Annotated in this window: 23 protein-coding genes; 17 read left to right on the forward strand and 6 right to left on the reverse strand. The window is 64.1% G+C overall.

Features of this window, described 5'->3' with window-relative positions; all coding sequences use genetic code 11:
- The first annotated feature begins 54 nt into the window (after positions 1-54).
- The 6 genes from LDB26_RS10720 (at position 55) to LDB26_RS10745 (ending at position 6,742) form a co-directional block, all read left to right on the forward strand.
- Entirely contained in the window at positions 55-900 is an 846-nt protein-coding gene (locus LDB26_RS10720) for a sulfurtransferase (RefSeq protein WP_257542073.1), read from the forward strand.
- On the forward strand, positions 897-2,111 hold the full coding sequence (gene metC / locus LDB26_RS10725) for a cystathionine beta-lyase (protein ID WP_257538372.1): 1,215 nt from the start codon (positions 897-899) through the stop codon (positions 2,109-2,111). The genes LDB26_RS10720 and metC overlap by 4 nt, the downstream gene beginning before the upstream one ends.
- Entirely contained in the window at positions 2,108-3,364 is a 1,257-nt protein-coding gene (locus LDB26_RS10730) for a mechanosensitive ion channel family protein (RefSeq protein ID WP_062066464.1), read from the forward strand. Before metC ends, LDB26_RS10730 begins: the two co-directional genes overlap by 4 nt.
- Before the next feature lie 247 nt (positions 3,365-3,611).
- A complete protein-coding gene (locus LDB26_RS10735) occupies positions 3,612-4,361 on the forward strand; it encodes a TorF family putative porin (RefSeq protein WP_062066467.1) in 750 nt (249 codons plus the stop codon).
- Between the two features lie 454 nt (positions 4,362-4,815).
- Positions 4,816-5,682, forward strand: coding sequence for a prolipoprotein diacylglyceryl transferase (gene lgt / locus LDB26_RS10740; protein ID WP_062068897.1), 867 nt, complete (start codon positions 4,816-4,818; stop codon positions 5,680-5,682).
- Positions 5,672-6,742, forward strand: a complete 1,071-nt coding sequence (locus LDB26_RS10745; protein WP_062066470.1) for a class I SAM-dependent methyltransferase — start codon at positions 5,672-5,674, stop codon at positions 6,740-6,742. Before lgt ends, LDB26_RS10745 begins: the two co-directional genes overlap by 11 nt.
- A gap of 7 nt (positions 6,743-6,749) precedes the next feature.
- Here LDB26_RS10745 and gmk read toward each other — a convergent pair whose 3' ends face one another.
- Positions 6,750-7,415, reverse strand: a complete 666-nt coding sequence (gene gmk / locus LDB26_RS10750; RefSeq protein ID WP_257538373.1) for a guanylate kinase — start codon at positions 7,413-7,415, stop codon at positions 6,750-6,752.
- Between the two features lie 61 nt (positions 7,416-7,476).
- Here gmk and LDB26_RS10755 point away from each other — a divergent pair, with 61 nt between their 5' ends.
- The gene (locus tag LDB26_RS10755) at positions 7,477-8,046 is read left to right on the forward strand and encodes a DUF2585 domain-containing protein (protein ID WP_373886200.1); all 570 of its coding nucleotides are present in this window, start codon (positions 7,477-7,479) and stop codon (positions 8,044-8,046) included.
- Here LDB26_RS10755 and LDB26_RS10760 read toward each other — a convergent pair.
- The 4 genes from LDB26_RS10760 to LDB26_RS10775 form a co-directional block, all read right to left on the reverse strand.
- Positions 8,043-9,089: an acyltransferase gene (locus LDB26_RS10760; protein WP_257538374.1), complete on the reverse strand. Its 1,047-nt coding sequence runs from the start codon at positions 9,087-9,089 to the stop codon at positions 8,043-8,045. The genes LDB26_RS10755 and LDB26_RS10760 overlap by 4 nt on opposite strands.
- 125 nt (positions 9,090-9,214) lie before the next feature.
- Positions 9,215-9,571 carry a hypothetical protein gene (locus tag LDB26_RS10765; RefSeq protein WP_257538375.1) on the reverse strand — a complete coding sequence of 119 codons (357 nt, stop codon included), beginning with the start codon at positions 9,569-9,571 and terminating at the stop codon, positions 9,215-9,217.
- Positions 9,572-9,620: 49 nt separating this feature from the next.
- Positions 9,621-11,006, reverse strand: a complete 1,386-nt coding sequence (gene fumC, locus LDB26_RS10770; RefSeq protein ID WP_257538377.1) for a class II fumarate hydratase — start codon at positions 11,004-11,006, stop codon at positions 9,621-9,623.
- A gap of 324 nt (positions 11,007-11,330) precedes the next feature.
- The gene (locus LDB26_RS10775; RefSeq protein WP_062066486.1) at positions 11,331-11,807 is read right to left on the reverse strand and encodes an SspB family protein; all 477 of its coding nucleotides are present in this window, start codon (positions 11,805-11,807) and stop codon (positions 11,331-11,333) included.
- Positions 11,808-11,906: 99 nt separating this feature from the next.
- Between LDB26_RS10775 and hisB the strand changes: the two genes are divergently transcribed.
- The 10 genes from hisB (at position 11,907) to LDB26_RS10825 (ending at position 18,762) form a co-directional block, all read left to right on the forward strand.
- Positions 11,907-12,494: an imidazoleglycerol-phosphate dehydratase HisB gene (hisB, locus tag LDB26_RS10780; RefSeq protein ID WP_062068901.1), complete on the forward strand. Its 588-nt coding sequence runs from the start codon at positions 11,907-11,909 to the stop codon at positions 12,492-12,494.
- Positions 12,491-13,108, forward strand: coding sequence for an imidazole glycerol phosphate synthase subunit HisH (gene hisH, locus LDB26_RS10785; protein ID WP_257538379.1), 618 nt, complete (start codon positions 12,491-12,493; stop codon positions 13,106-13,108). Before hisB ends, hisH begins: the two co-directional genes overlap by 4 nt.
- 22 nt (positions 13,109-13,130) lie before the next feature.
- On the forward strand, positions 13,131-13,868 hold the full coding sequence (hisA, locus tag LDB26_RS10790; protein WP_062066491.1) for a 1-(5-phosphoribosyl)-5-[(5-phosphoribosylamino)methylideneamino]imidazole-4-carboxamide isomerase: 738 nt from the start codon (positions 13,131-13,133) through the stop codon (positions 13,866-13,868).
- A 37-nt stretch (positions 13,869-13,905) separates the two neighbouring features.
- Positions 13,906-14,670 carry an imidazole glycerol phosphate synthase subunit HisF gene (gene hisF / locus LDB26_RS10795; protein WP_062066494.1) on the forward strand — a complete coding sequence of 255 codons (765 nt, stop codon included), beginning with the start codon at positions 13,906-13,908 and terminating at the stop codon, positions 14,668-14,670.
- A gap of 157 nt (positions 14,671-14,827) precedes the next feature.
- The gene (locus LDB26_RS10800; protein ID WP_062066497.1) at positions 14,828-15,076 is read left to right on the forward strand and encodes a PEP-CTERM sorting domain-containing protein; all 249 of its coding nucleotides are present in this window, start codon (positions 14,828-14,830) and stop codon (positions 15,074-15,076) included.
- A gap of 58 nt (positions 15,077-15,134) precedes the next feature.
- Positions 15,135-15,452: a phosphoribosyl-ATP diphosphatase gene (locus tag LDB26_RS10805; RefSeq protein ID WP_062068903.1), complete on the forward strand. Its 318-nt coding sequence runs from the start codon at positions 15,135-15,137 to the stop codon at positions 15,450-15,452.
- An 80-nt stretch (positions 15,453-15,532) separates the two neighbouring features.
- Positions 15,533-16,105: a hypothetical protein gene (locus tag LDB26_RS10810; protein WP_197413610.1), complete on the forward strand. Its 573-nt coding sequence runs from the start codon at positions 15,533-15,535 to the stop codon at positions 16,103-16,105.
- Between the two features lie 128 nt (positions 16,106-16,233).
- Positions 16,234-17,709, forward strand: coding sequence for a murein L,D-transpeptidase (locus LDB26_RS10815; protein WP_062066504.1), 1,476 nt, complete (start codon positions 16,234-16,236; stop codon positions 17,707-17,709).
- Positions 17,710-17,714: 5 nt separating this feature from the next.
- Positions 17,715-18,026 carry a hypothetical protein gene (locus tag LDB26_RS10820; protein WP_062066507.1) on the forward strand — a complete coding sequence of 104 codons (312 nt, stop codon included), beginning with the start codon at positions 17,715-17,717 and terminating at the stop codon, positions 18,024-18,026.
- A gap of 52 nt (positions 18,027-18,078) precedes the next feature.
- Positions 18,079-18,762 carry a murein L,D-transpeptidase catalytic domain family protein gene (locus tag LDB26_RS10825; RefSeq protein ID WP_257542075.1) on the forward strand — a complete coding sequence of 228 codons (684 nt, stop codon included), beginning with the start codon at positions 18,079-18,081 and terminating at the stop codon, positions 18,760-18,762.
- A 146-nt stretch (positions 18,763-18,908) separates the two neighbouring features.
- On the opposite strand, the gene LDB26_RS10830 is transcribed toward LDB26_RS10825, so the two are convergent.
- The gene (locus tag LDB26_RS10830; protein ID WP_373886104.1) at positions 18,909-19,706 is read right to left on the reverse strand and encodes a hypothetical protein; all 798 of its coding nucleotides are present in this window, start codon (positions 19,704-19,706) and stop codon (positions 18,909-18,911) included.
- Positions 19,707-19,727 lie beyond the last annotated feature (21 nt).

The raw sequence follows: 19,727 nt of genomic DNA on the forward strand, positions 1-19,727 counted from the left end.
AGCGCCGTCCGCCCACCCTATCAAGGGTGGCGACAGCAGCGCATGGGATGGATGATGGACATATTGGCGTCGACCGAATGGCTGGCCGGGGAACTGGGCAAGGATGATCTGCGGATCGTCGACGCCAGCCTGTTCCTGCCCGGCGTGCCGCGCGACCCCCGCGCCGAGTTCGAGCAGGCGCATATTCCGGGCGCGGCCTTTCTCGACCTGCCGACACTGGCCGATCTTGACGATCCGCGAGCCGGCATGTTGCCGACCGACGCCTTCATGACGGAGCGGTGCCGGGCGCTGGGAATAAGCACCGACAACCGCATCATCGTCTATGACAACAGCCCCACGCACAGCGCAGCGCGGGGATGGTGGATGATGCGGCTTTATGGCGTGGGCAAGGGGGCCGCGATCCTCGACGGCGGCTTGCCTAAATGGGTGGCGGAGGGGCGTCCGACGGAAAGCGGCGCGGTAACTCCCCCGCCGGGCAATGCGGTGGCGCGGCGCGCGACCGGACAGGTGCGGACGATGGACGATCTGATCGCCAATGTGGACAGCCGCGCCGAAGCGGTGATCGATGCGCGCGGGGCGGCGCGCTTCACCGGCGAGGAGAAGGAACCGCGCCCCGGCATGGCATCGGGACATATTCCCGGCTCGCGCAATCTGCCCTCCTCCGCCCTGTTCAACGCCGACAACAGCATGAAGACGGGCGAGGAATTGCGGCAATTGTTCGCGCAGGCGGGCCTCGATTTCGACCGGCCCGTCATCACTACATGCGGTAGCGGCGTGACAGCCGCGATCCTGCTGGCGGGGCTGGAACTACTGGGGAAAAAAGACGTGACGCTGTATGACGGAAGCTGGTCCGAATGGGGCCTCGATCCCGCCACGCCCAAGGCGACCGGCGCGGCATGAGCGGGAAGGACGATGACCGCAAGCCATTGACCAAGCTGGCGCAGGCGGGACGTAAGGCCGAATGGACCGGGATGCCGGGGCAGCCGGGCGGCATCGTCAGTCCGCCGGTATGGCGCGCGTCCACGATCCTGTATGACGATGTGGCGCATCTGCGCCGCGCCGCCGGCTCCAGCACGCATGAGCGGCTGTTCTACGGGCGCAAGGGGACGCCGACCGCATGGAGCCTGGCCGACGCGCTGACCGAGATGGAGCCGGGCGCGGCAGGGACGATGCTCTTTCCTTCCGGCGTGGCGGCCATCGCCTGCGGGCTGATGGCGGTGCTGAAGCCCGGCGATCAGTTGCTGATGACCGACAGCGCTTATGATCCTACGCGCAATTTCTGCGAACAGATCTTGAAGCCCTTTGGCGTCGAGACGGTCTATTATGATCCGACTGTCGGCGCGGGGATCGCGAGCCTGCTGACGGAGCGGACGCGCGCCATCTTCCTCGAAAGCCCCGGCAGCCTGACCTTCGAAGTGCAGGACGTGCCCGCCATCGTGGCGGTGGCGAAGGAGAAGGGCATCGTCACGCTGATCGACAATACATGGGCGACACCGCTATTCTTCCCGGCGCTGGGACATGGAGTGGATATTTCCATCCTCGCCTGCACCAAATATATCGTCGGGCATAGCGACGTGATGATCGGTTCCGTCACCGCCAGTGAGGCATGGTTTCCCAAGGTCCGGCAGACGGCTTATCTGTTTGGGCAGATGACGAGTCCCGACGACGCATGGCTGACTTCGCGCGGCCTCAGGACGCTGGGCGTGCGGCTGAAGCAGCATCAGGAGAGCGCGTTGGCCATCGCCCGGTGGCTGAATGAGCAGCCTGATGTGGCGCGGGTGCTGCATCCCGCCCTGCCCGATTGTCCGGGGCATGAATTGTGGGCGCGGGATTTTTCCGGCTCCTCCGGCCTGTTCAGCTTCATCCTGAAAGGCGGCGATGAGACGGCGCGCGCCGCGCTGATCGACGGGCTTGCCCATTTCGGCATCGGCTATAGCTGGGGCGGCTTTGAGAGCCTGGCCCTGCCGGTCGATCCAGCCCGTTACCGCAGCGCGACGATATGGGAGGCGGAAGGTCCAGCCGTGCGCCTGCATATCGGATTGGAAGATCCCGCCGACCTGATCGCGGATCTCGATGCGGGCCTTGCCCGGTTCCGCGCGGCGCGGGGATGACGCCGGACTTCTCCTCCCTGCTGGCGCTGGTGCCGGGCGATGCGGAGATCGTCCAGCCGCTGATCGCGCTGGGCATCGCGTTGCTGCTGCATCTGGCGGCGACGGCGGCAGCCCGCCTCATCGCGCCACGACTGCGGGAAAAGGCGGCGATATTGAGCGAGGCGCTGGCCGGGCGGCTGCGCGCCATGTTGCGTTATGCCCTGTCGGCGCTGTTCATCGGTTTCGCGACCGCGCTCTGGCCAGTGGACACGGCGCCGCATCTGGTGCTGGGAATCGCGCTTGGCCTGTCGGTCGCCCTGCTCGCGGCCCATGGCCTGCGCGCGCTGGCGATACCGGTCTGGGCGGTCGCGCCGCTGGCGCTGCTGCTGTTCCTGACGACCCTGTCGGGCACCAATGGCGGATTGACGCCGGTGGGCACGATGCTGGACGCGATCGGCATCGGCCTTGGCAAACGGCGAGTGACTCTGCTCGGCCTCATCACCATGGCCGCGATCTGCGTCGCATTGTTCGCCATGGTGCGCCTTGCCAACCGGCTGATCGGGGGCAGCATCGCCCGGGCGGACGGCTTCGATCCCACGCAGAAATTGCTGGCGCAGAAGCTCGCCGCCATCGCCGTGGTGATCGCGGCCTTCTTCATCGGTGTCGACCTGCTGGGGATCGACCTGACCGCCTTTGCCGTCTTTTCCGGCGCACTGGGTCTCGCGGTCGGCTTCGGCCTGCAAAAGACCTTCGGCAATCTGATCGCGGGCATCATCCTGCTGATGGACCGTTCCATCAAGCCGGGCGACGTGATCGTGGTGGGCGACAGCTTCGGATGGGTGAACAAGATCGGCGTGCGCGCCGTCAGCGTCATCACTCGCGACGGCAAGGAGCATCTGATCCCCAACGAGAACCTGATGACGCAGGAGGTGGAGAACTGGTCCTATTCCGACCGCAATGTCCGCGTCCGCATTACCCTGGGCGTGGGCTTCGACAGCGACCTGCCGCTGGCGCAACAGTTGATGCTGCGCGCCGCGCAGGAAAGCCACCGCGTGCTCGACATGCCCAGCCCCACCGTGCGTCTGACCGGCTTTGGTGAAAATCGCGTGGAGCATGAGATATTGGTGTGGATCAGCGACCCGGAGGAAGGCGTGGGCAATGTCCGGTCGGACGTGCTCAACCGGCTGTGGCTGCTGTTCCGGGACAATGGGATCACCATTCCCTATCCGCAGCGCGTCATTCACACGACGCAGGCGCCCGCGCCGCCCGCGTAATATAATTACGAGCTTTCGATCATAATCGGGGCGGCAGACGAGGCTTCAGGATGCCGCCCATGCACTTGTTGCAGAACAGCAACATTTCGTCGGCAAAAGACATGATTCAGCAATAAATCCTTGTGCAGCGCAGCAAGGAAGCGCATCCATTTGGGGTCAAGGCACCCGGCCCGCCCCGTTGCGGGAGAAAGAGGCAGGGACCTTCGCGCAGGTGGGACGATCGCATAACCATCAAAGGGGTTTTATCATGCGTAAGTCCATTCTTGGCCTGTCGGCCATTGCTCTTGCCGCGTTTTCGGCACCCGCTTTCGCTCAGGACGAGCCGACACCGGAACTGACCGTCAGCGGCAGCGCCGCCGTCGTCACCGATTATCGTTTCCGTGGCGTATCCCAGACCGACAAGCGTTTCGCCATCCAGGGCGGCATCACCGTCACCCATGAATCGGGCTTCTATGTGTCGACCTGGGGTTCCTCCATCGACGATTATGTCGCCAATGGCAGCGACCAGGAAATCGACCTGATCGCGGGCTATTCCAAGACGGTGGGCGCGGCGACCTTCGACCTGGGCGTCCTTTATTATTACTATCCCGGTTCGGGCGGCGTTAACAGCGACTTTGTCGAACCCTATGCGTCGGTGAAGGGCACTTTCGGCCCCGCCACCGCGAAGCTGACCGTCAACTATGCGCCCAAGACCAAGGCGCTGACGCTGGATGGCATCCACAAGGAAGACAATCTCTACGTCGCGGGCGACCTGTCGGCCAGCATACCCAATTCGCCGGTGGGCGTGTCGGCCCATCTGGGCCATAGCTGGGGACCGAGCTACCTCATCATCGGCAGCGGCAAGGAATATACCGACTGGAGCGTGGGCGCGACCTACACCTGGGATCACCTGACCTTCGGCGTCAGCTATGTCGACACCAACAAGAACGCCTATTCGTCCAGCGGCCGCAATATCGGCAAGGCCGGCGTGGTCGGATCGGTCACCGCGTCCTTCTGATCTGCATTCAAAAGGGGAAGAGGCCGCGAGCCGGAGGGTTTGCGGCCTCTTTCATGGCGGCCGGTGCGCGCGGACCGAAGGACGGTTGGGGGTGGGGAGCGGACAGCTCGCTCCCCGTCCCCGTTCGTCCTGAGTAGCCCCTGAGCCTGTCGAAGAGGCGTATCGAAGGACAGATATTGCACAAGACCCTTCGATACGGGTCTTCGACGTGGCGCGAGGCTAAGTTTACCCTGAGCGACTGCTGCAAGCAGTCAGTCGAAAGGCTCAGCCCCTACCCAGGGCGAACGGATGTTTGTGTTTCGATAAATGGCCGCAACTGGCCATAAACAGCCGTCCACATGATGACGCCCTTACAACCTTTCCCTCTCGATTTGACGCGAAGCTGCGCTTGCCCCTTGGTCTTGGGAGACGCTTGCTCTATGGCAGCGGCACCATTCCCAAGGGGAACCGCATCTTGATCCTGGACATCGCCGCCACCGCCGCCAGCGCCATTCGCTTTGACGATCTGGGCCTCAGCCCTGTGGCACTCGACCTCGGCTTCTTCACGCTGAAATGGTACAGCCTCGCCTATCTGGCGGGCATATTGATCGGCTACTGGTATCTGCTGAAGCTGGTGGCGCAGCCCGGATCGCCCATGGCGCGCCGTCATGCCGACGACATGATCTTCTATGCGACACTGGGCATCATCATCGGCGGGCGACTGGCCTATGTGGTCTTCTACCAGCCCGAAATCCTGCGGCATCCGCTCGACATTCTCAAGCTGTGGAATGGCGGCATGTCCTTCCATGGCGGCGTGGTCGGCGTGTCGCTCGGCATCCTCTATCTGGCTCGCAAGGAAGGGCTGAGCTGGTTGCGGGTGCATGATTATGTCGCCTGCTGCGTGCCCTTCGGCCTGTTCTTCGGGCGGCTCGCCAATTTCGTGAACGGGGAGCTGTGGGGCAAGGAAACCGATGTGCCCTGGGCCATGATCTTTCCCACAGGCGGCCCCTTCCCTCGCCATCCCAGCCAGCTTTATGAGGCGCTTCTGGAAGGCGTCCTTCTGTTCGCCATCCTCGCCTATGCCTTCTGGAAGACCCAAGCGCGCTACAAGCCGGGGATGCTGGTCGGCCTGTTCCTCTTCTTCTACGGCCTGTTCCGCTTCGGCGTGGAGTTCTTCCGCGAGGCCGACGCGCAACTGATGGAGTTCGCTGCGCGCACCGGCCTGCACATGGGCCAGTGGCTGTGCGTGCCGATGATCCTGGGCGGGCTTTACCTGATCGTCACCGCCAAAGGACGGCGCGTGCGCGTCGAACCGATCGCGGGCAGCGCGAGTGTCAGCTGACGAACTGCCGCTGAGCGAACGGCTCGCCCGGCAGATCGAGGCGGGCGGGCCGATCTCCATCGCGCATTTCATGGGCGAGGCAAACCAGCATTATTATGCGACCCGTGATCCGCTGGGTCTGGAGGGCGATTTCACTACGGCGCCGGAAATCAGCCAAATGTTCGGCGAATTGATCGGCCTGTGCCTTGCCGATGTGTGGATGCGGTCGGGGCGGCGTCCGGGGGCGCTCTATGCGGAACTGGGGCCGGGACGCGGGACGCTGGCGGCCGATGCGCTCCGCGCGATGGAGCGGGCCGCCTTCGCCCCGCGTCTGCATTTCGTGGAAACCAGCCCCGTGCTGCGCGAGCGGCAGAGGGCGCTGCTGCCCCATATCGTCCATCATGACAGCATAGAGCAACTGCCCGAACAGGGACCGTTGCTGGTGGTCGCCAATGAATTTTTCGACGCCCTGCCCGTCCGCCAGTCAATCCGCGTCAATGACGAATGGCGCGAGCGGGTCGTGCTGGCCAGCAGAGGGGAGGATGGCATCCGCTTCGTTCCGGCCGTCGGCTATCGCCGTATCGAATCAGACATGCCCGCCATCGCCGCCACGGCGGACGACGGGCATGTCATCGAAACACCGCTGGCGGGCGCCACGGCCGCCTTCAGCCTGGCCAACCGTATCGCAAAACAGGGCGGCGCGGCGATCATCATCGACTATGGCTATGAAGGCCCGGCCATTGGCGACACGTTACAGGCGGTGCGCGATCACAAGTTCGCCGACCCCTTCACCGATCCGGGCGAAGTGGACCTGACCACCCATGTGGATTTCACCATGATCGGCAATATGGCGCGGCAGGCGGGGTTGCGCGTACTGGGACCGGTGGGTCAGGGCGCGTTTCTCGGCGAGCTGGGCATCGACGCCCGCGCCGCGCAACTGGCGGAGGCCAGCCCGGAGCGCGCCGAGGAGGTGGAAGCCGCCCGCCTGCGCCTGACATCCCCGGACGCGATGGGCACGTTGTTCAAAGCCATGGCGTGGGTTCATCCCGACTGGGCCGCCCCGGCGGGGTTTGGCGTCTGAAGCGCGCTCAATCGTCCTGATGATAGCGGCTGAGGCGGCGGATGAAGCCGATGAGGCCAGTCTGACGGCTACGCTTCATGCGCTCGGCGTGGAGGATGGTCTGGACGCGCTGGAAACATTCCTCCGCATCGACGTTGCAGAGCACATAATCATAGCCATCCCAGTGCGCGATCTCTCCGGCGGCGCGCTCCATGCGGCCTGCGATCACTGCCTCGCTGTCGGTAGCGCGGCCGCGCAGGCGGCGCTCCAGTTCCTCCATAGAGGGAGGCAGGATGAAGATACGCACCACATCGCCGCCCGCGATCTGGTGCAATTGCTGCGCGCCCTGCCAGTCGATGTCGAACAGCACGTCGCGGCCGCTCTTGAGCATCGTCTCCACCGGCGCGCGGGGCGTGCCGTAACGCTGGCCGAAGACATGCGCCCATTCGAGGAACTCATGATCCGCCGTCATCCGGCGAAATTCCTCCAGATCGACGAAGTGATAATCCTTGCCATCCACTTCGCCCGGCCGCATCGGGCGGGTCGTGGCGGACACCGACATGGCCAGGTCCGGCTCTGCCGCCAGCAATTTGCGCGCGATGGTGGACTTGCCCGCGCCCGAAGGCGAAGAGAGTACGAAGAGAACGCCACGGCGCTTGAAATCGGGCGTTTCGGTCGGAATGTCGTCGGCCATGGCCGCTAGTGCCGCCAGAAGCAGCGATTTGCAAGAGGGCAAGAAGGGGGATGACGCAGTGTTGAAGCGCAAACGGAACCGCAGCCGCCGGGGCTACGCCCTTGCCGGGCTGATCGCGCTGGCGGCCTGCGCGATGCTGTTCCTGATGGGACGACCGCCGATCTGCGCCTGCGGCACGGTAGAATTATGGCATGGCGCGATTGACAGCGGCAACAGCCAGCACCTCTCCGACTGGTATAGTCTGAGCCATATCATCCACGGATTTTTATTCTATCTGGCGGCGTGGGCGCTGATGCGGCGGCAGCCCAGGGGGATGCGCTTCGCGGCGGCGGTGGCGGTCGAATCGCTGTGGGAGATATTGGAAAATTCGCCGGTCATCATCGACCGATACCGCACGGCGACCATCGCGCTCGGCTATTCGGGTGACAGCATCCTCAATTCGATGAGCGACATCGGGATGATGGCGCTGGGCTTCGCCTTTGCCGCGCGGGCGCCGGTTTGGCTGACGGTGCTGGCCGGCATCGGGTTCGAGCTGTTGGCGCTGTGGGTGATCCGCGACAATCTGACGCTTAACGTGCTGATGCTGGTCTGGCCGGTCGAGGCGGTGAAGGCCTGGCAGTCGGCATTCTAGACGAAAGCCAGCCGTTTTTCGACCGCCTGCAACGCCCCGACCACACGCTGCGGCGGCGCGGGCGCGACGAACAGCAGATCGACGACCCAGCTCGCGCGCGAAGCCAGCACAAGCAGCAGCCCCACCAGCAATGCGACGGGAAAGGCCACCATCGTCGCGACTTCCGCCTGCTTCACGCCCAGCCCGCGGCAAAATCCCATGACGATATAGATGGTCGGAAAGTGCGAGACATAGAAGATCAGCGAATGCTGGCCCATGAAGATCAGCGGCGCGCACCAGCGGGCGGCCTGTATCCAGAAGGCCGTGGCGCTGACCGCGATGATGAAGCAGAGCGCGGGAAAAGCGTAAAGCGGACCATAGTGAAGCTCATAGACGACAGCCGCCGCCGATGCGCCGACGATGACGATCCATCCCAGCAGCGCCGCGCGCGAACGCACGACGCGCATCCACAACGCCCAATGGCCGCCCACCCATGAGCCGAGGAAAAAGAAGGCCATGAGGTAGAAGAGCCGCTCACCATTCTTGCTGCCATCGGGCGCGAGGATCGCAATGCCGAAGGCAACCGCCGCGACCAGCAGCGGCGACAGGCGGCGCAGCGGAATGGCCGCCAGATAATAAATGAGGATGAAGGTCAGGAACCAGAGATAGGATTGGCCGGACAGATATTTGAGCAGTTGCATCGGTCCATCCACCATCGGCCCGATGACTAGTGCATAGATGAGCGTCCAGACCAGCAGCGGCCAGAATATCCGCCGCCCCTTCCCCAGCAGATAGAGCACGATCCCCTTGCCGAACGATCCCGCCAGCAGCAGGCCGGACAGGAATACCAGCGTCGGCATGCGATAGAGGACGAACAACTGGTTGAAATCGCGCATCCATGGCGCGGCGGTGTAGGCGTGCCGTTCCAATATGGTCACCGAATGGAAGGCGACGACCAGCAGGATCGCCAGACCCCGGAGCAGATCCATCCATAATTGCCGTTCCCGCTTGGTGTGGGGGACGACAGGGATGGCGCTTTCGACCGGGGCGTGAGAATCGGTCATGGGTTTCTCCGCTGGAAGGCGCACCATGCTGCGCCGCGGAAAATCCTATGGCGTCTGAAGGCAGGAAAATAGCTGACGTCCCGTCACACCGCGCCGAATCCGGCACGGGTCGCCGCAGCGGGCGATCAGCGTCCGGCCCTGCGGGACCGGGCTTCGTCGATCAGGATCGGTTCCGCGCCTTCGTCCGGCAATGCCTTAACGCCCCGCTTGCGGTCCACCTCGCGCTTCGCTTCATACAGGCGACCCGCCAGATAGGCGCCGGTGACGAACATCGCGCCCATGGGATAGCGCAGGATCAGCCTCTTGGCACCCATGCCCGCCAGCAGGCCGACCGCGCCTTTCTTCCCGGTTTCGGCTGCGACACGGGTTCCCACCAATATCGCGCCGACACGCGCCGCCTTTCGCAGCAGTCCGGCTTTGGGTGGGGACTTGACCGATGCGGGTTGCGCGGCCGGTTTGGCGGGGGCGGCTTTCCTCTTCATATCCTATCAATGTATCGGATCGCCGTCCGTTCCGCCATGTTGATCTGAATCAGACCATATTCTCAGGACGCACGAGCCGGTCGAAGGTCGCTTCATCGACCAGTCCCAGCGCGAGACCCGCCTGCTTGAGCGTCAATCCTTCGACATGGGCATGCTTGGCGATCTTCGCGGCATTGTCATAGCCGATCTCCGGCGCCAGGGCCGTCACCAGCATCAACGATCGGTCGACCAGTTCGGCGATGCGCTTTGCATTCGCCTCCAGCCCTTCGACGCAGCGTTCGGCAAAGCTATCCATGCCGACGGCGAGGAGATGGATGGACCGCAGCACCGCCGCGCCGATCAGCGGCTTGAACACGTTGAGTTCGAGATGCCCTTGCAGGCCGCCGACCGTCACCGCCTGATGATTGCCGATGACCTGAGCGGCCACCATCGTCAGCATCTCGCACTGGGTCGGGTTGACCTTGCCCGGCATGATCGAGCTGCCCGGTTCATTGGCGGGCAGGTCCAGTTCGCCAAGGCCCGAACGCGGACCGCTGCCCAGCAGGCGGATGTCGTTGGCGATCTTCGTCACCGCGACGGCGATGCTGTTGAGGCGGCCGGAAAAGTCGACCAGCGTGTCATGGCTCGCCAGCGCCTCGAACTTGTTGGGCGCGGTTTCGAACGGAAGGCCGGTGAGCGCCGCGATTTCCGCCGCTACATCCTCCGCGAATCCGGGGGGCGTGTTGAGGCCGGTGCCGACCGCCGTGCCGCCCTGCGCCAGCTTGGTGAGGCCATGTTCGACCAGCGGCATGGCGCGGGTGCGGGCAAGGCGGAGCTGGGCAACATAGCCGGAAAATTCCTGCCCCAGCGTCAGCGGCGTCGCGTCCTGCAGATGGGTGCGGCCGATCTTGACGATGCCGTCCCATGCCTTTGCTTTTGCGAGCAATGCGCCTTCGAGCCGTTCGAGCGCGGGAAGCAGCGCGCGGGTCGCGGCCAGCGCGGCGGCGATATGCATGGCGGTGGGGAAGCTGTCGTTGGACGACTGGCTCATGTTCACATGGTCGTTGGGGTGAACCGGCGCTTTGCCGCCCCGCGTGCCGGTCAGGATTTCGTTCGCGCGGCCCGCGATCACTTCATTGACGTTCATGTTGGACTGCGTGCCGCTGCCCGTCTGCCAGATGACGAGCGGGAACTGATCATCCAGCTTGCCCTCCACGACTTCGGCGGCAGCGGTTTCGATGGCGTCGGCGAGCTTCGCATCCAGCCCATGCTTCCGGTTCACCCGCGCCGCCGCCTGCTTCACGATGGCGAGGGCGTGGACGATGCCGATGGGCATCCGCTCGCTATCGCCGAAGGGGAAGTTCTCAATGCTCCGCTGGGTCTGCGCGCCCCAATAGGCGGCGGCGGGCACCTCGATCGCGCCAATCGAGTCGGTTTCGGTGCGGGTTGCGGCCATGCTTCGGCTCCCAATTAAGAATCAATCGCAACAATAGGTTGGATGTAGGATGGAAGCGAGGAAAGCCAAGAGCGATTTTTTAGGGGACGCGGCGTTGGGTGGGAAGCGGACATTCAAATCCGCTCGTCCTGAGTAGCCACTGAGCCTGTCGAAGGGGCGTATCGAAGGACACAGGTTGTGCCATACCCTTCAATATGGGTCTTTGGCTTGGCCAGAGGCCAAGTTTATCCTGAACGAATGCTGCAAGCAGTCAGTCGAAGGGCTCAGCCCCTGCTCAGGGCGAACGGGTGTCGGGAATAGCCGAAACCAGCCGAAAACGGACGCTTATTTCTTCTTCCCGAAATCTACCGTCACGACATTGGAACCGTCTTCCGCCTTCACGTCCGGCACGTCGTTTTCCGCTTCTTCATGCGGTTCGGGCACGGCATCGGCCTGCACCTGGAACTGGAGCGCGAAATTGACCGCCGGATCGACGAAAGCGGTGATCGCCGCAAAGGGAATGACAAGGTGGGCCGCGACCTGATTGAAGGTCAGGCTGACCTGGAACATGTCCTCGCTGACCTTGAGATCCCAGAATTTGTTCTGAAGCACGATGGTCATTTCGTCGGGAAAGCGCTCGATCAGCCGGGTCGGGATGTCGACGCCCGACGCCTGCGTCTTGAAAGTGATGTAGAAATGATGGTTTCCCGGCAGGCCTCCGGTCTCCTCCACCTCCCCCAGCACACGGCCGACGACGGCGCGCAGCGCTTCCTGCACGATTTCATCATAGGGAATCAGGCTGTCGGGCAGGTCTTCACTCATGGCTGTCAGTCCTAGCGAGGCGATACGAAGCGTCAAGCCCGCCCGTCATTTCCCATACACTTGCATTGCATGGCGCGCGCAACGCGCTATAGGGCGGCCATGCGTAGGGCCGAGATTCATCGCAACACTGCGGAAACGCAGATCGACGTCACCGTCAACCTGGACGGCACGGGCATCTATTCCGTTTCGACGGGCATCGGCTTCCTCGATCATATGATCGAGCAATTGTCGCGCCACTCGCTGATCGACCTGGACGTCAAGACGGTCGGCGACCTGCATGTAGACCAGCATCACACGACCGAGGACACCGCTATCGCCATCGGTGAAGCGGTCGCCAAGGCGCTGGGCGACAAGCGCGGCATCTCCCGCTACGGCACGGCCTATGCGCCTATGGACGAGACGCTGACGCGCGTGTCGCTGGACATTTCGGGCCGTCCCTGGCTGGTGTTCAAGGCGCCCTTCTCCGTACAGCGGCTGGGCGAATGGGATACCGAGCTGATCGAGCATTGGTTCCAAAGCTTCGCGCAGGCGGCGGGGATCACGCTGCATGTCGAAAATCTCTATGGCGCCAACAACCACCATGTCGTCGAAAGCTGCTTCAAGGGGCTGGCGCGGGCGCTGCGGCAAGCGGTGGAGATCGACCAGCGCAAGGCCGACGCCATCCCGTCGACCAAGGGGATATTGTGACCTCCCTTGCCCTCATCGATTATGGCGCGGGCAATCTTCATTCGGTGCACAACGCCCTGCGAAAGGCCGGCGCGCGAGATGTAACGATCACCGCCGACGCGGATGTCGTGGCGAAGGCGGACCGGATCGTGCTGCCGGGCGTCGGCGCTTTCCGGGCCTGCCGCGATGCGCTGGTGGCGATCCCCGGCATGGTCGAGGCGATGGACGCGGCGGTGAACCGGCGCGGCGTTCCCTTTCTGGGCGTGTGCGTGGGGATGCAGTTGCTCGCGGACGCGGGCGAGGAATTCGGTCGGCATGAAGGGCTGGGTTGGATCCCCGGCACCGTGAAGCTGATCGAGCCGGCCGATCCGGCGATCAAGGTGCCGCATATGGGCTGGAACGACGTGATCCTGCGCGGCGACCCGCCTCTGCTGGAGACAGGCGAGGCCTATTTCCTCCACAGCTATCATTTCGAAGCCGATGATCCGGCCCATGTCGCCGCCGTCACCGACCATGGCGGGCCGCTGGTCGCAGCCGTCGCGCGTGACACCATCATCGGTTGCCAGTTTCACCCGGAAAAGAGCCAGAACTATGGCCTTTCCTTCCTCTCCCGCTTTCTGGAGTGGCGTCCTTGAGCGCGCTCCCACGGATGATGATATGAGCCTGATCGTCTTTCCCGCCATCGACCTCAAGGGCGGACAAGTCGTCCGCCTGGCCGAAGGCGACATGAACCGCGCCACCATCTATGGTGACAATCCCGCCGCACAGGCGCTGCTGTTCGCGCAGGCAGGCGCACAGCATCTGCATGTGGTCGATCTGGACGGCAGCTTCGCGGGCCATGCGGTCAATGCCGAAGCGGTGGAGAAGATCGTCGAAGCCTTTCCCGGCCATGTGCAACTGGGCGGGGGCATCCGCAATCGGGAAGCGGTTGAACGCTGGTTCGATCTGGGCGTGTCGCGCATCGTCATCGGCACGGCGGCGCTGAAAGACCCGGACTTCGTCAAGGCGGCGGCGCGTGATTTCCCCGGCGGCATCGTCGTCGCGGTCGATGCGCGCGATGGCTTCGTCGCGACGGACGGCTGGGCGGAAAAGTCGGACATGCCGGTAGCGGACCTCGCCCGCCGGTTCGAGGATGCAGGCGTCGCCAGCCTGCTTTTCACCGATGTTGGGCGCGACGGGCTGCTCAAGGGCTGCAATATCGACGCGACCGTGGACCTTGCCCGCGCCACCGATATTCCGGTGATCGCCAGTGGCGGGGTCGCGGGGATCGCGGACATTCGCGTGCTGAGCCTCCACGCCGATGAAGGGATTGAGGGCGTCATCACCGGACGAGCGCTTTATGACGGGCGGCTGGACCTGAAAGCCGCGCTGGCGGTGGCGCAGGCGGCGGCGTGAGCGTGACACATTTCATCCATTCGGTAAGAATATAGGCATGACCGTCCGCACACGCGTCATTCCCTGTCTCGACGTCGCCAATGGCCGGGTGGTCAAGGGCGTCAACTTCGTCGACCTGCGCGATGCGGGCGATCCGGTCGAGCAGGCCAAGGTCTATGACGCGGCGGGCGCGGACGAACTCTGCTTCCTCGACATCACCGCCACGCAGGAGGCGCGCGGCACCATATTGGATGTGGTGCGCCGCACCGCCGAGGTCTGCTTCATGCCCGTCACCGTGGGCGGCGGCGTCCGCAGCCCGGAAGATGCGCGCGCGCTGCTGCTCGCGGGGGCGGACAAGGTCGCGGTGAACAGCGCTGCCGTCGCCCGGCCCGAACTGGTCGCCGACATCGCCGACCGCTTCGGCAGTCAGTGCGTCGTTGGATCGGTCGATGCGCGGCGCGTGGGCGAGGACCGTTGGGAAATCTTCACCCATGGCGGACGCAAGCCGACCGGCATCGACGCGCTGGAGCACGCCATCCGCCTTGCCGAACTGGGCGCGGGCGAACTTCTCGTCACGTCGATGGACGGGGACGGGACGCGTCAGGGCTATGACCTTGCCCTTACCCGCGCCATTGCCGATGCCGTGTCGGTGCCGGTGATCGCCAGCGGCGGCGTGGGCACGCTCGACCATCTGGTCGAAGGCGTGATCGAGGGCCATGCGAGCGCGGTGCTGGCCGCCTCCATCTTCCATTTCGGGCAGCACACGGTTGCAGAGGCCCACCGCGCGCTGGCGGCGGCGGGCGTGCCGGTGCGCGCCGCCTGACAAGACGGCAAAAGCGTCGGCTTATTTTACATTAACCAGACTGGCCGGAGGGGCATTAACCTTTCAGGGCGCCGCAAATGCGTGACTCAGCTCCTCTTGGCACAGCTCCTGCTTAAATTTCCTGCATCACCATTTGCAGGAAACAGGGAGTAAGAGGATGAAACTGAACAAGATGCTTCTCGCCGCTGGCGTCGCCGGTCTGGTCGGTGCAGCCACGCCCGCTCAGGCGACCTTCGGCTGCGGATGGTGGAAGCAGTGCGGCGGCTCGTCCGGTGGCAACTCATCGGGGGGCAGCTCGTCGGGCGGCGCCACGCCGGTGCCTGAGCCGGAGCAGCTCGGCCTGTTCGCCATGGGCATCGCGGTTCTGGGCTTCCGCACCTTTCGCGCCCGCCGCAAGCGCAAATAAGCGCAACGCACGCTGATTTTTAGTTGACGGGTCGCGTGCCTGGCGCTTGATGGCGGCCATGCGCGCGACCCTTCATCAATTGGAACAAACCATCGCCCGGCGACGGTCCGCCGACCCGTCGCAATCCTATGTGGCGAAGCTGACATCCAGAGGGCGCGCCAAGATCGCGCAGAAGGTGGGCGAAGAGGCGGTCGAAACCGTCATCGCGGCGCTGAGCGGCGACACCGCCGACACCATCGGCGAAAGCGCGGACCTGCTATTCCATCTTTTCGTGCTGCTTGCCGATTGCGGCATACCGCTCGATTCCGTCCTGGATGAGCTGGAACGGCGCGAGGGACTGTCGGGTCTCGCCGAAAAGGCCGCGCGCCCGGACTGATCCGGCCCTTCGGAAAGATATTGCCCCTGCCGCGTTTATACTCCAGCCTCATTGCAAGAGGGAAATAATGGAGGGCGATCATGGTGCGGACGGTTTTAGGCGGGCTGCTGGGCGGTTTTGCGCTCTATATCACCGGCTTCATCTTCTGGGGCACGCCGCTGGGTTCGCTGGCGTTCAGCCGCGCTGATCCACAGGCGGGCGCCAATCTGCAAGCCGCCATGGCGCAGACGCTCAATCCCACAGGCACCGGCGTCTATGTCGTGCCCGATCCCGCCACCGCGCAAGGAACGGTACTGTTCGGCAAAGGACCGGTCGGCATGATCTTCTACAATAGCAGCGGTTTCCCCGTGACAGACGGGTCTGCGCTGATCGGCGGTTTCGTGCTGGCGCTGGTGGTGGGCGTGGTGATCGCGCTGGCGCTGCGCTTCACGGCAGCGGATTTCGGCAGCCGGGCGCGCTTGGTGCTGCTGTTCGCGCTGGCCGCCGTGCTGTGGCTCCATGTCGGGCAGGCGGTCTTCAACCATGCGCCATGGGGCTATATCCTCTATCTCGCACTCAGCGATTTCGTGGGGCTGGTTGCCGCGGGGCTGATCGCCGCGAAACTGATGGAAGGCACGGCCGTTGCTTCCCCCATCGAAGACACCGTGCACTGACGGAGTATGCGCTTCGCCCCTCCTGCGTTGCGGGAAAGACATAGGCACGATGGTGAACGACAGGCAGCATCATCTTTTTCCGCGATCATAAGTTTGATCGCCGCGGGCTTTGCGCTATCTGGTCGAGTATGAACCGTCCCGATCTGATCCGCTTTTCCGGCGTGGCGTTGCTGGCTTTCGCCGCCATGCCCGCTGTCGCGCAGCAAAGCGCCCCAACCTCCATCCTGCCCCCGGCAGTGACGCCGGCGCTGCCTGCTGCTCCGGCGCCTGTAGCGCCACCCGCCATAGTGACGCCCCCGCCCCTTCCGCTGCCGCCGATGTCGGCTGCACAGGAAAAATGGCTCAACGACTGGCTTCGCAGGGGCGCGGCCGAAGGTCTGATGGCAAAAAGCAAGGCCAGCGCGGCGCTGACCGGCGATGCGTTGCTTTCCGCCACGCTGGACCGGGCGCGGGCGCTCAGCACCGGGCGCGTAGACACCGCCGACTTCCTCAATATCTGGGCCTTGCGCCCCGCGCCCTTCGATCCCCGCCCGTCCCTGGCGACGGCGATCGCGGAGGACCGGCTGCCGCAATGGGCCGCCAGCCTGACGCCGCCCTATTCGGGCTATGACGGCCTTCGCAAGGGGTTGGTCGCTTATGAACGCATCCGCGACGATGGCGGTTGGCCGAAACTGAGCGCGGATGCGTCGCCCGATGCGATCCGCAAGCGCCTCGCCATCGAGGACAAGGCCGTGACGCCCGGTGAAAAGCTGGTGGACGCGCTTCAGCGCGCCCAGCGGCGCTATGGTCTCAATCCCACGGGCCAGCTTGGCGCGCGGACGCTCGCTGAACTCAACGTGCCGGTGGAGGACCGCATCGCCGCGATCATGGCGAATATGGAACGCTGGCGCTGGATGCCGCGCACCCTGCCAGTCAACCGGGTTCAGGTGAACATCGCGGCCGCCGTGCTCACCATGTTCGAAGGCGATCAGCCGGTGAAGTCGATGCGCGCCGTCACCGGCAGCCCGACCAACCAGACGCCGATGCTGTCGTCCAGCATCCATTCGATCGTCGTCAATCCACCGTGGAACGTTCCGGCCTCCATCGCCAAGAAGGAACTGTTCCCCAAGGGCCGCGCAACGTTGCTGAAGCAGGGATACAAGATCATCGGCACGCCGGAAGGCGGGCAGCGCATCGTCCAGCCCGCCGGGCCGAACAGCGCGCTGGGCCGGTTGAAGTTCGATTTCAACAATCCCTTCGCGGTCTATCTGCACGACACGCCCGCGCGGGCGAAGTTCCAGAGCTATGACCGGCTTGCCAGCCATGGCTGCATCCGTCTCGAAAAGCCGGTGCCGCTGGCCGAGATGATGGTGACGGGCGATCCCAAGCTGGCGGGGCAGATCCAGACGCTGATCGACGAAGGCAAGACGCAGCGCGTGTCCTTGCCGCAGCAAGTGGCCGTCTACCTGCTTTACTGGACTGCCTTTCCGGGGAGCGACGGGGTGATGAACTTCCGGTCGGACCCCTATGGCTGGGACAAGCTGCTCGCCCAGAAGATCGAGGCGTCCAGCCGCCGCGTCGATCCCACGACCGACCATTCGACCGCCATCGCATCGAAGGATTGAACCCCATGCACAAGATCGCCCTTATCGCCCTTAGCGGCGCGCTCGCCCTCTCCGCTTGCGGCAAGAAGCAGGAAGAGGCCCCCGCGACTAACAATCTGGTCGAACCGCCGATCGAAAATGTCATCATCGACGAACCGGACGCCGCGCCTGAGCCGAGCCAGAATGTCACCAACACGGCCCCGGCCGCGCCGCCGCCCGAAGTGTCCGAAGACCAGCAGATGCTGGACGATGCCGCCGCCACCGGCATGACCTCGCGCCTCCCCTCACAGGCCGAGGCGGACCATCATGCGGATGAAGCGAGCAACGCGGGCGGCTAAGGCGCATCGCGGCGGCCTTGGACTGGGGCCGCCGCTCTGCTATATTGCTTCCATGGATCGCCGCAGTTTTACAAAGTTCGCTTTAAGCGGACTGGCCTTATCGTTTCTTTCCGACAGCATCGGCAAAGCCGCCGCGCCGGAAGGACTTCTTCCCAAAAACCCGCCGCCAGCGCCGGTTCCCGCCGCGCCGCGCACCGTGTCCTTCGCGGGCAAGCCCTATGCGCGCCTGCTGGAAAAGGCGAAGGCCGCGCTGGACAGCCATGCCCACGCCTTCACCCTGCGCGACCGAATCGCTATCGCCGATTTCAACGCGCCCTCGCGCGATTTGCGCCTGCATGTGGTGGACCTGATCGGCGGGCAATCCAGTTCCTATCTGGTCGCTCATGGCCGCGGTTCGGACCCCGGCCATTCAGGATGGCTCCAAAGCTTTTCCAACGAGCCCAATTCACTGGCCAGTTCGTCGGGCGCCTATCGGACGAGCGACATTTATTACGGCCAGCATGGGCAGGCGATGCGCCTCATCGGTCTCGATCCGACCAACAACAATGCGGAAAATCGCGCCATCGTTATCCATGGCGCGGATTATGTGAGCGAGGATCACATCGCCGCCTGGGGCAAATGCGGGCGCAGCGAAGGTTGCCTGGCGGTGGCGCGGCACATGCTGCCGCAGCTTGTCGGCCTGCTGGGGCCGGGCCGCATGGTCTATGCGGACAAGATCATCGTGACAGGCGCTTAGGGTTGAGATGCTATGTGCTCCTGCCTACGCAGGAGACCGGTTTTTCATTCTGAGCGAAGAGCAATCAACCTCCAGTCCCCATGACACGGGATCGAATGTCGCGTTCTTCTCCGCCCGGATGCCATGAGCATCCGGGCGGAAATAGATCAGCCCGCCTTCTGGCCGCTCATCACTTCGATCGACGGTTTGTTGATGGCGTCGATCGTGCCATCGGCCATCATCGCCTTGCCCATATCCAGCGCTTCCTTGCGAAGCGCCTCGTCATTGGCTGTCTGGCTTGCACCGATCAGGGCGGACAACAGAATGTTCTTGTTGGTCTTGTCCGCCGCATTTTCCGCCACGGACTTGCGAGCCAGCGTCACGGCTTCCTTATAATAAGGATCAGCGCCGGTCATGTCCTTGGCCCCCAGCTTCTGGTTGCCCAGCTGGATCAGGATGCCCGCCAGGATATTGCGGCTGGCGGCATCTGTGGGCTTGGCTTCGACTACCTTGCGCCAGTGAGGCAGCGATTCGCCATAGAGGGCGATCACCTTGTCCATCTGGCCCTGAGCGCCCTGCGCGGCGGCGTCGGCATAAAGCGCGTTGGCGAGGAAATTCACATTGTCGATATTGGCGGGCTGGGCCTGGACGGCCGTGCGGATCGCGGGCAGCGCCGCTTCATATTTCGCGGTGGCGGCGGCATTATCGCCCGCCTGCTGGGCCTGTTGCCCCGCGGTGAAGTCGGTCACGGCCTGATTGAAAGCGGCGATCTGTTCCTGCGTCATCTGACCCGCGGCAGGCGCGGCTTCAGCCGGGGCGGCGGGAGCTGCTTCAGCCGCGGCAGGCGCTTCCTGCGCCTGCACGGGGGTCATCATCGCCAGCGGCGCGGCAAGGGTCATAAGGGCAATATAAACCGGTCGAGACAAAGCAGACTCTCCATTTTCGTTCACACAGGTCAGGCGCATCGAACGCCTTTCAACGGAATA

Origin of the sequence: Sphingobium sp. CFD-1 (genome assembly GCF_024611115.1) — a bacterium.
GTDB classification, from domain to species: Bacteria; Pseudomonadota; Alphaproteobacteria; order Sphingomonadales; family Sphingomonadaceae; genus Sphingobium; species Sphingobium baderi_A.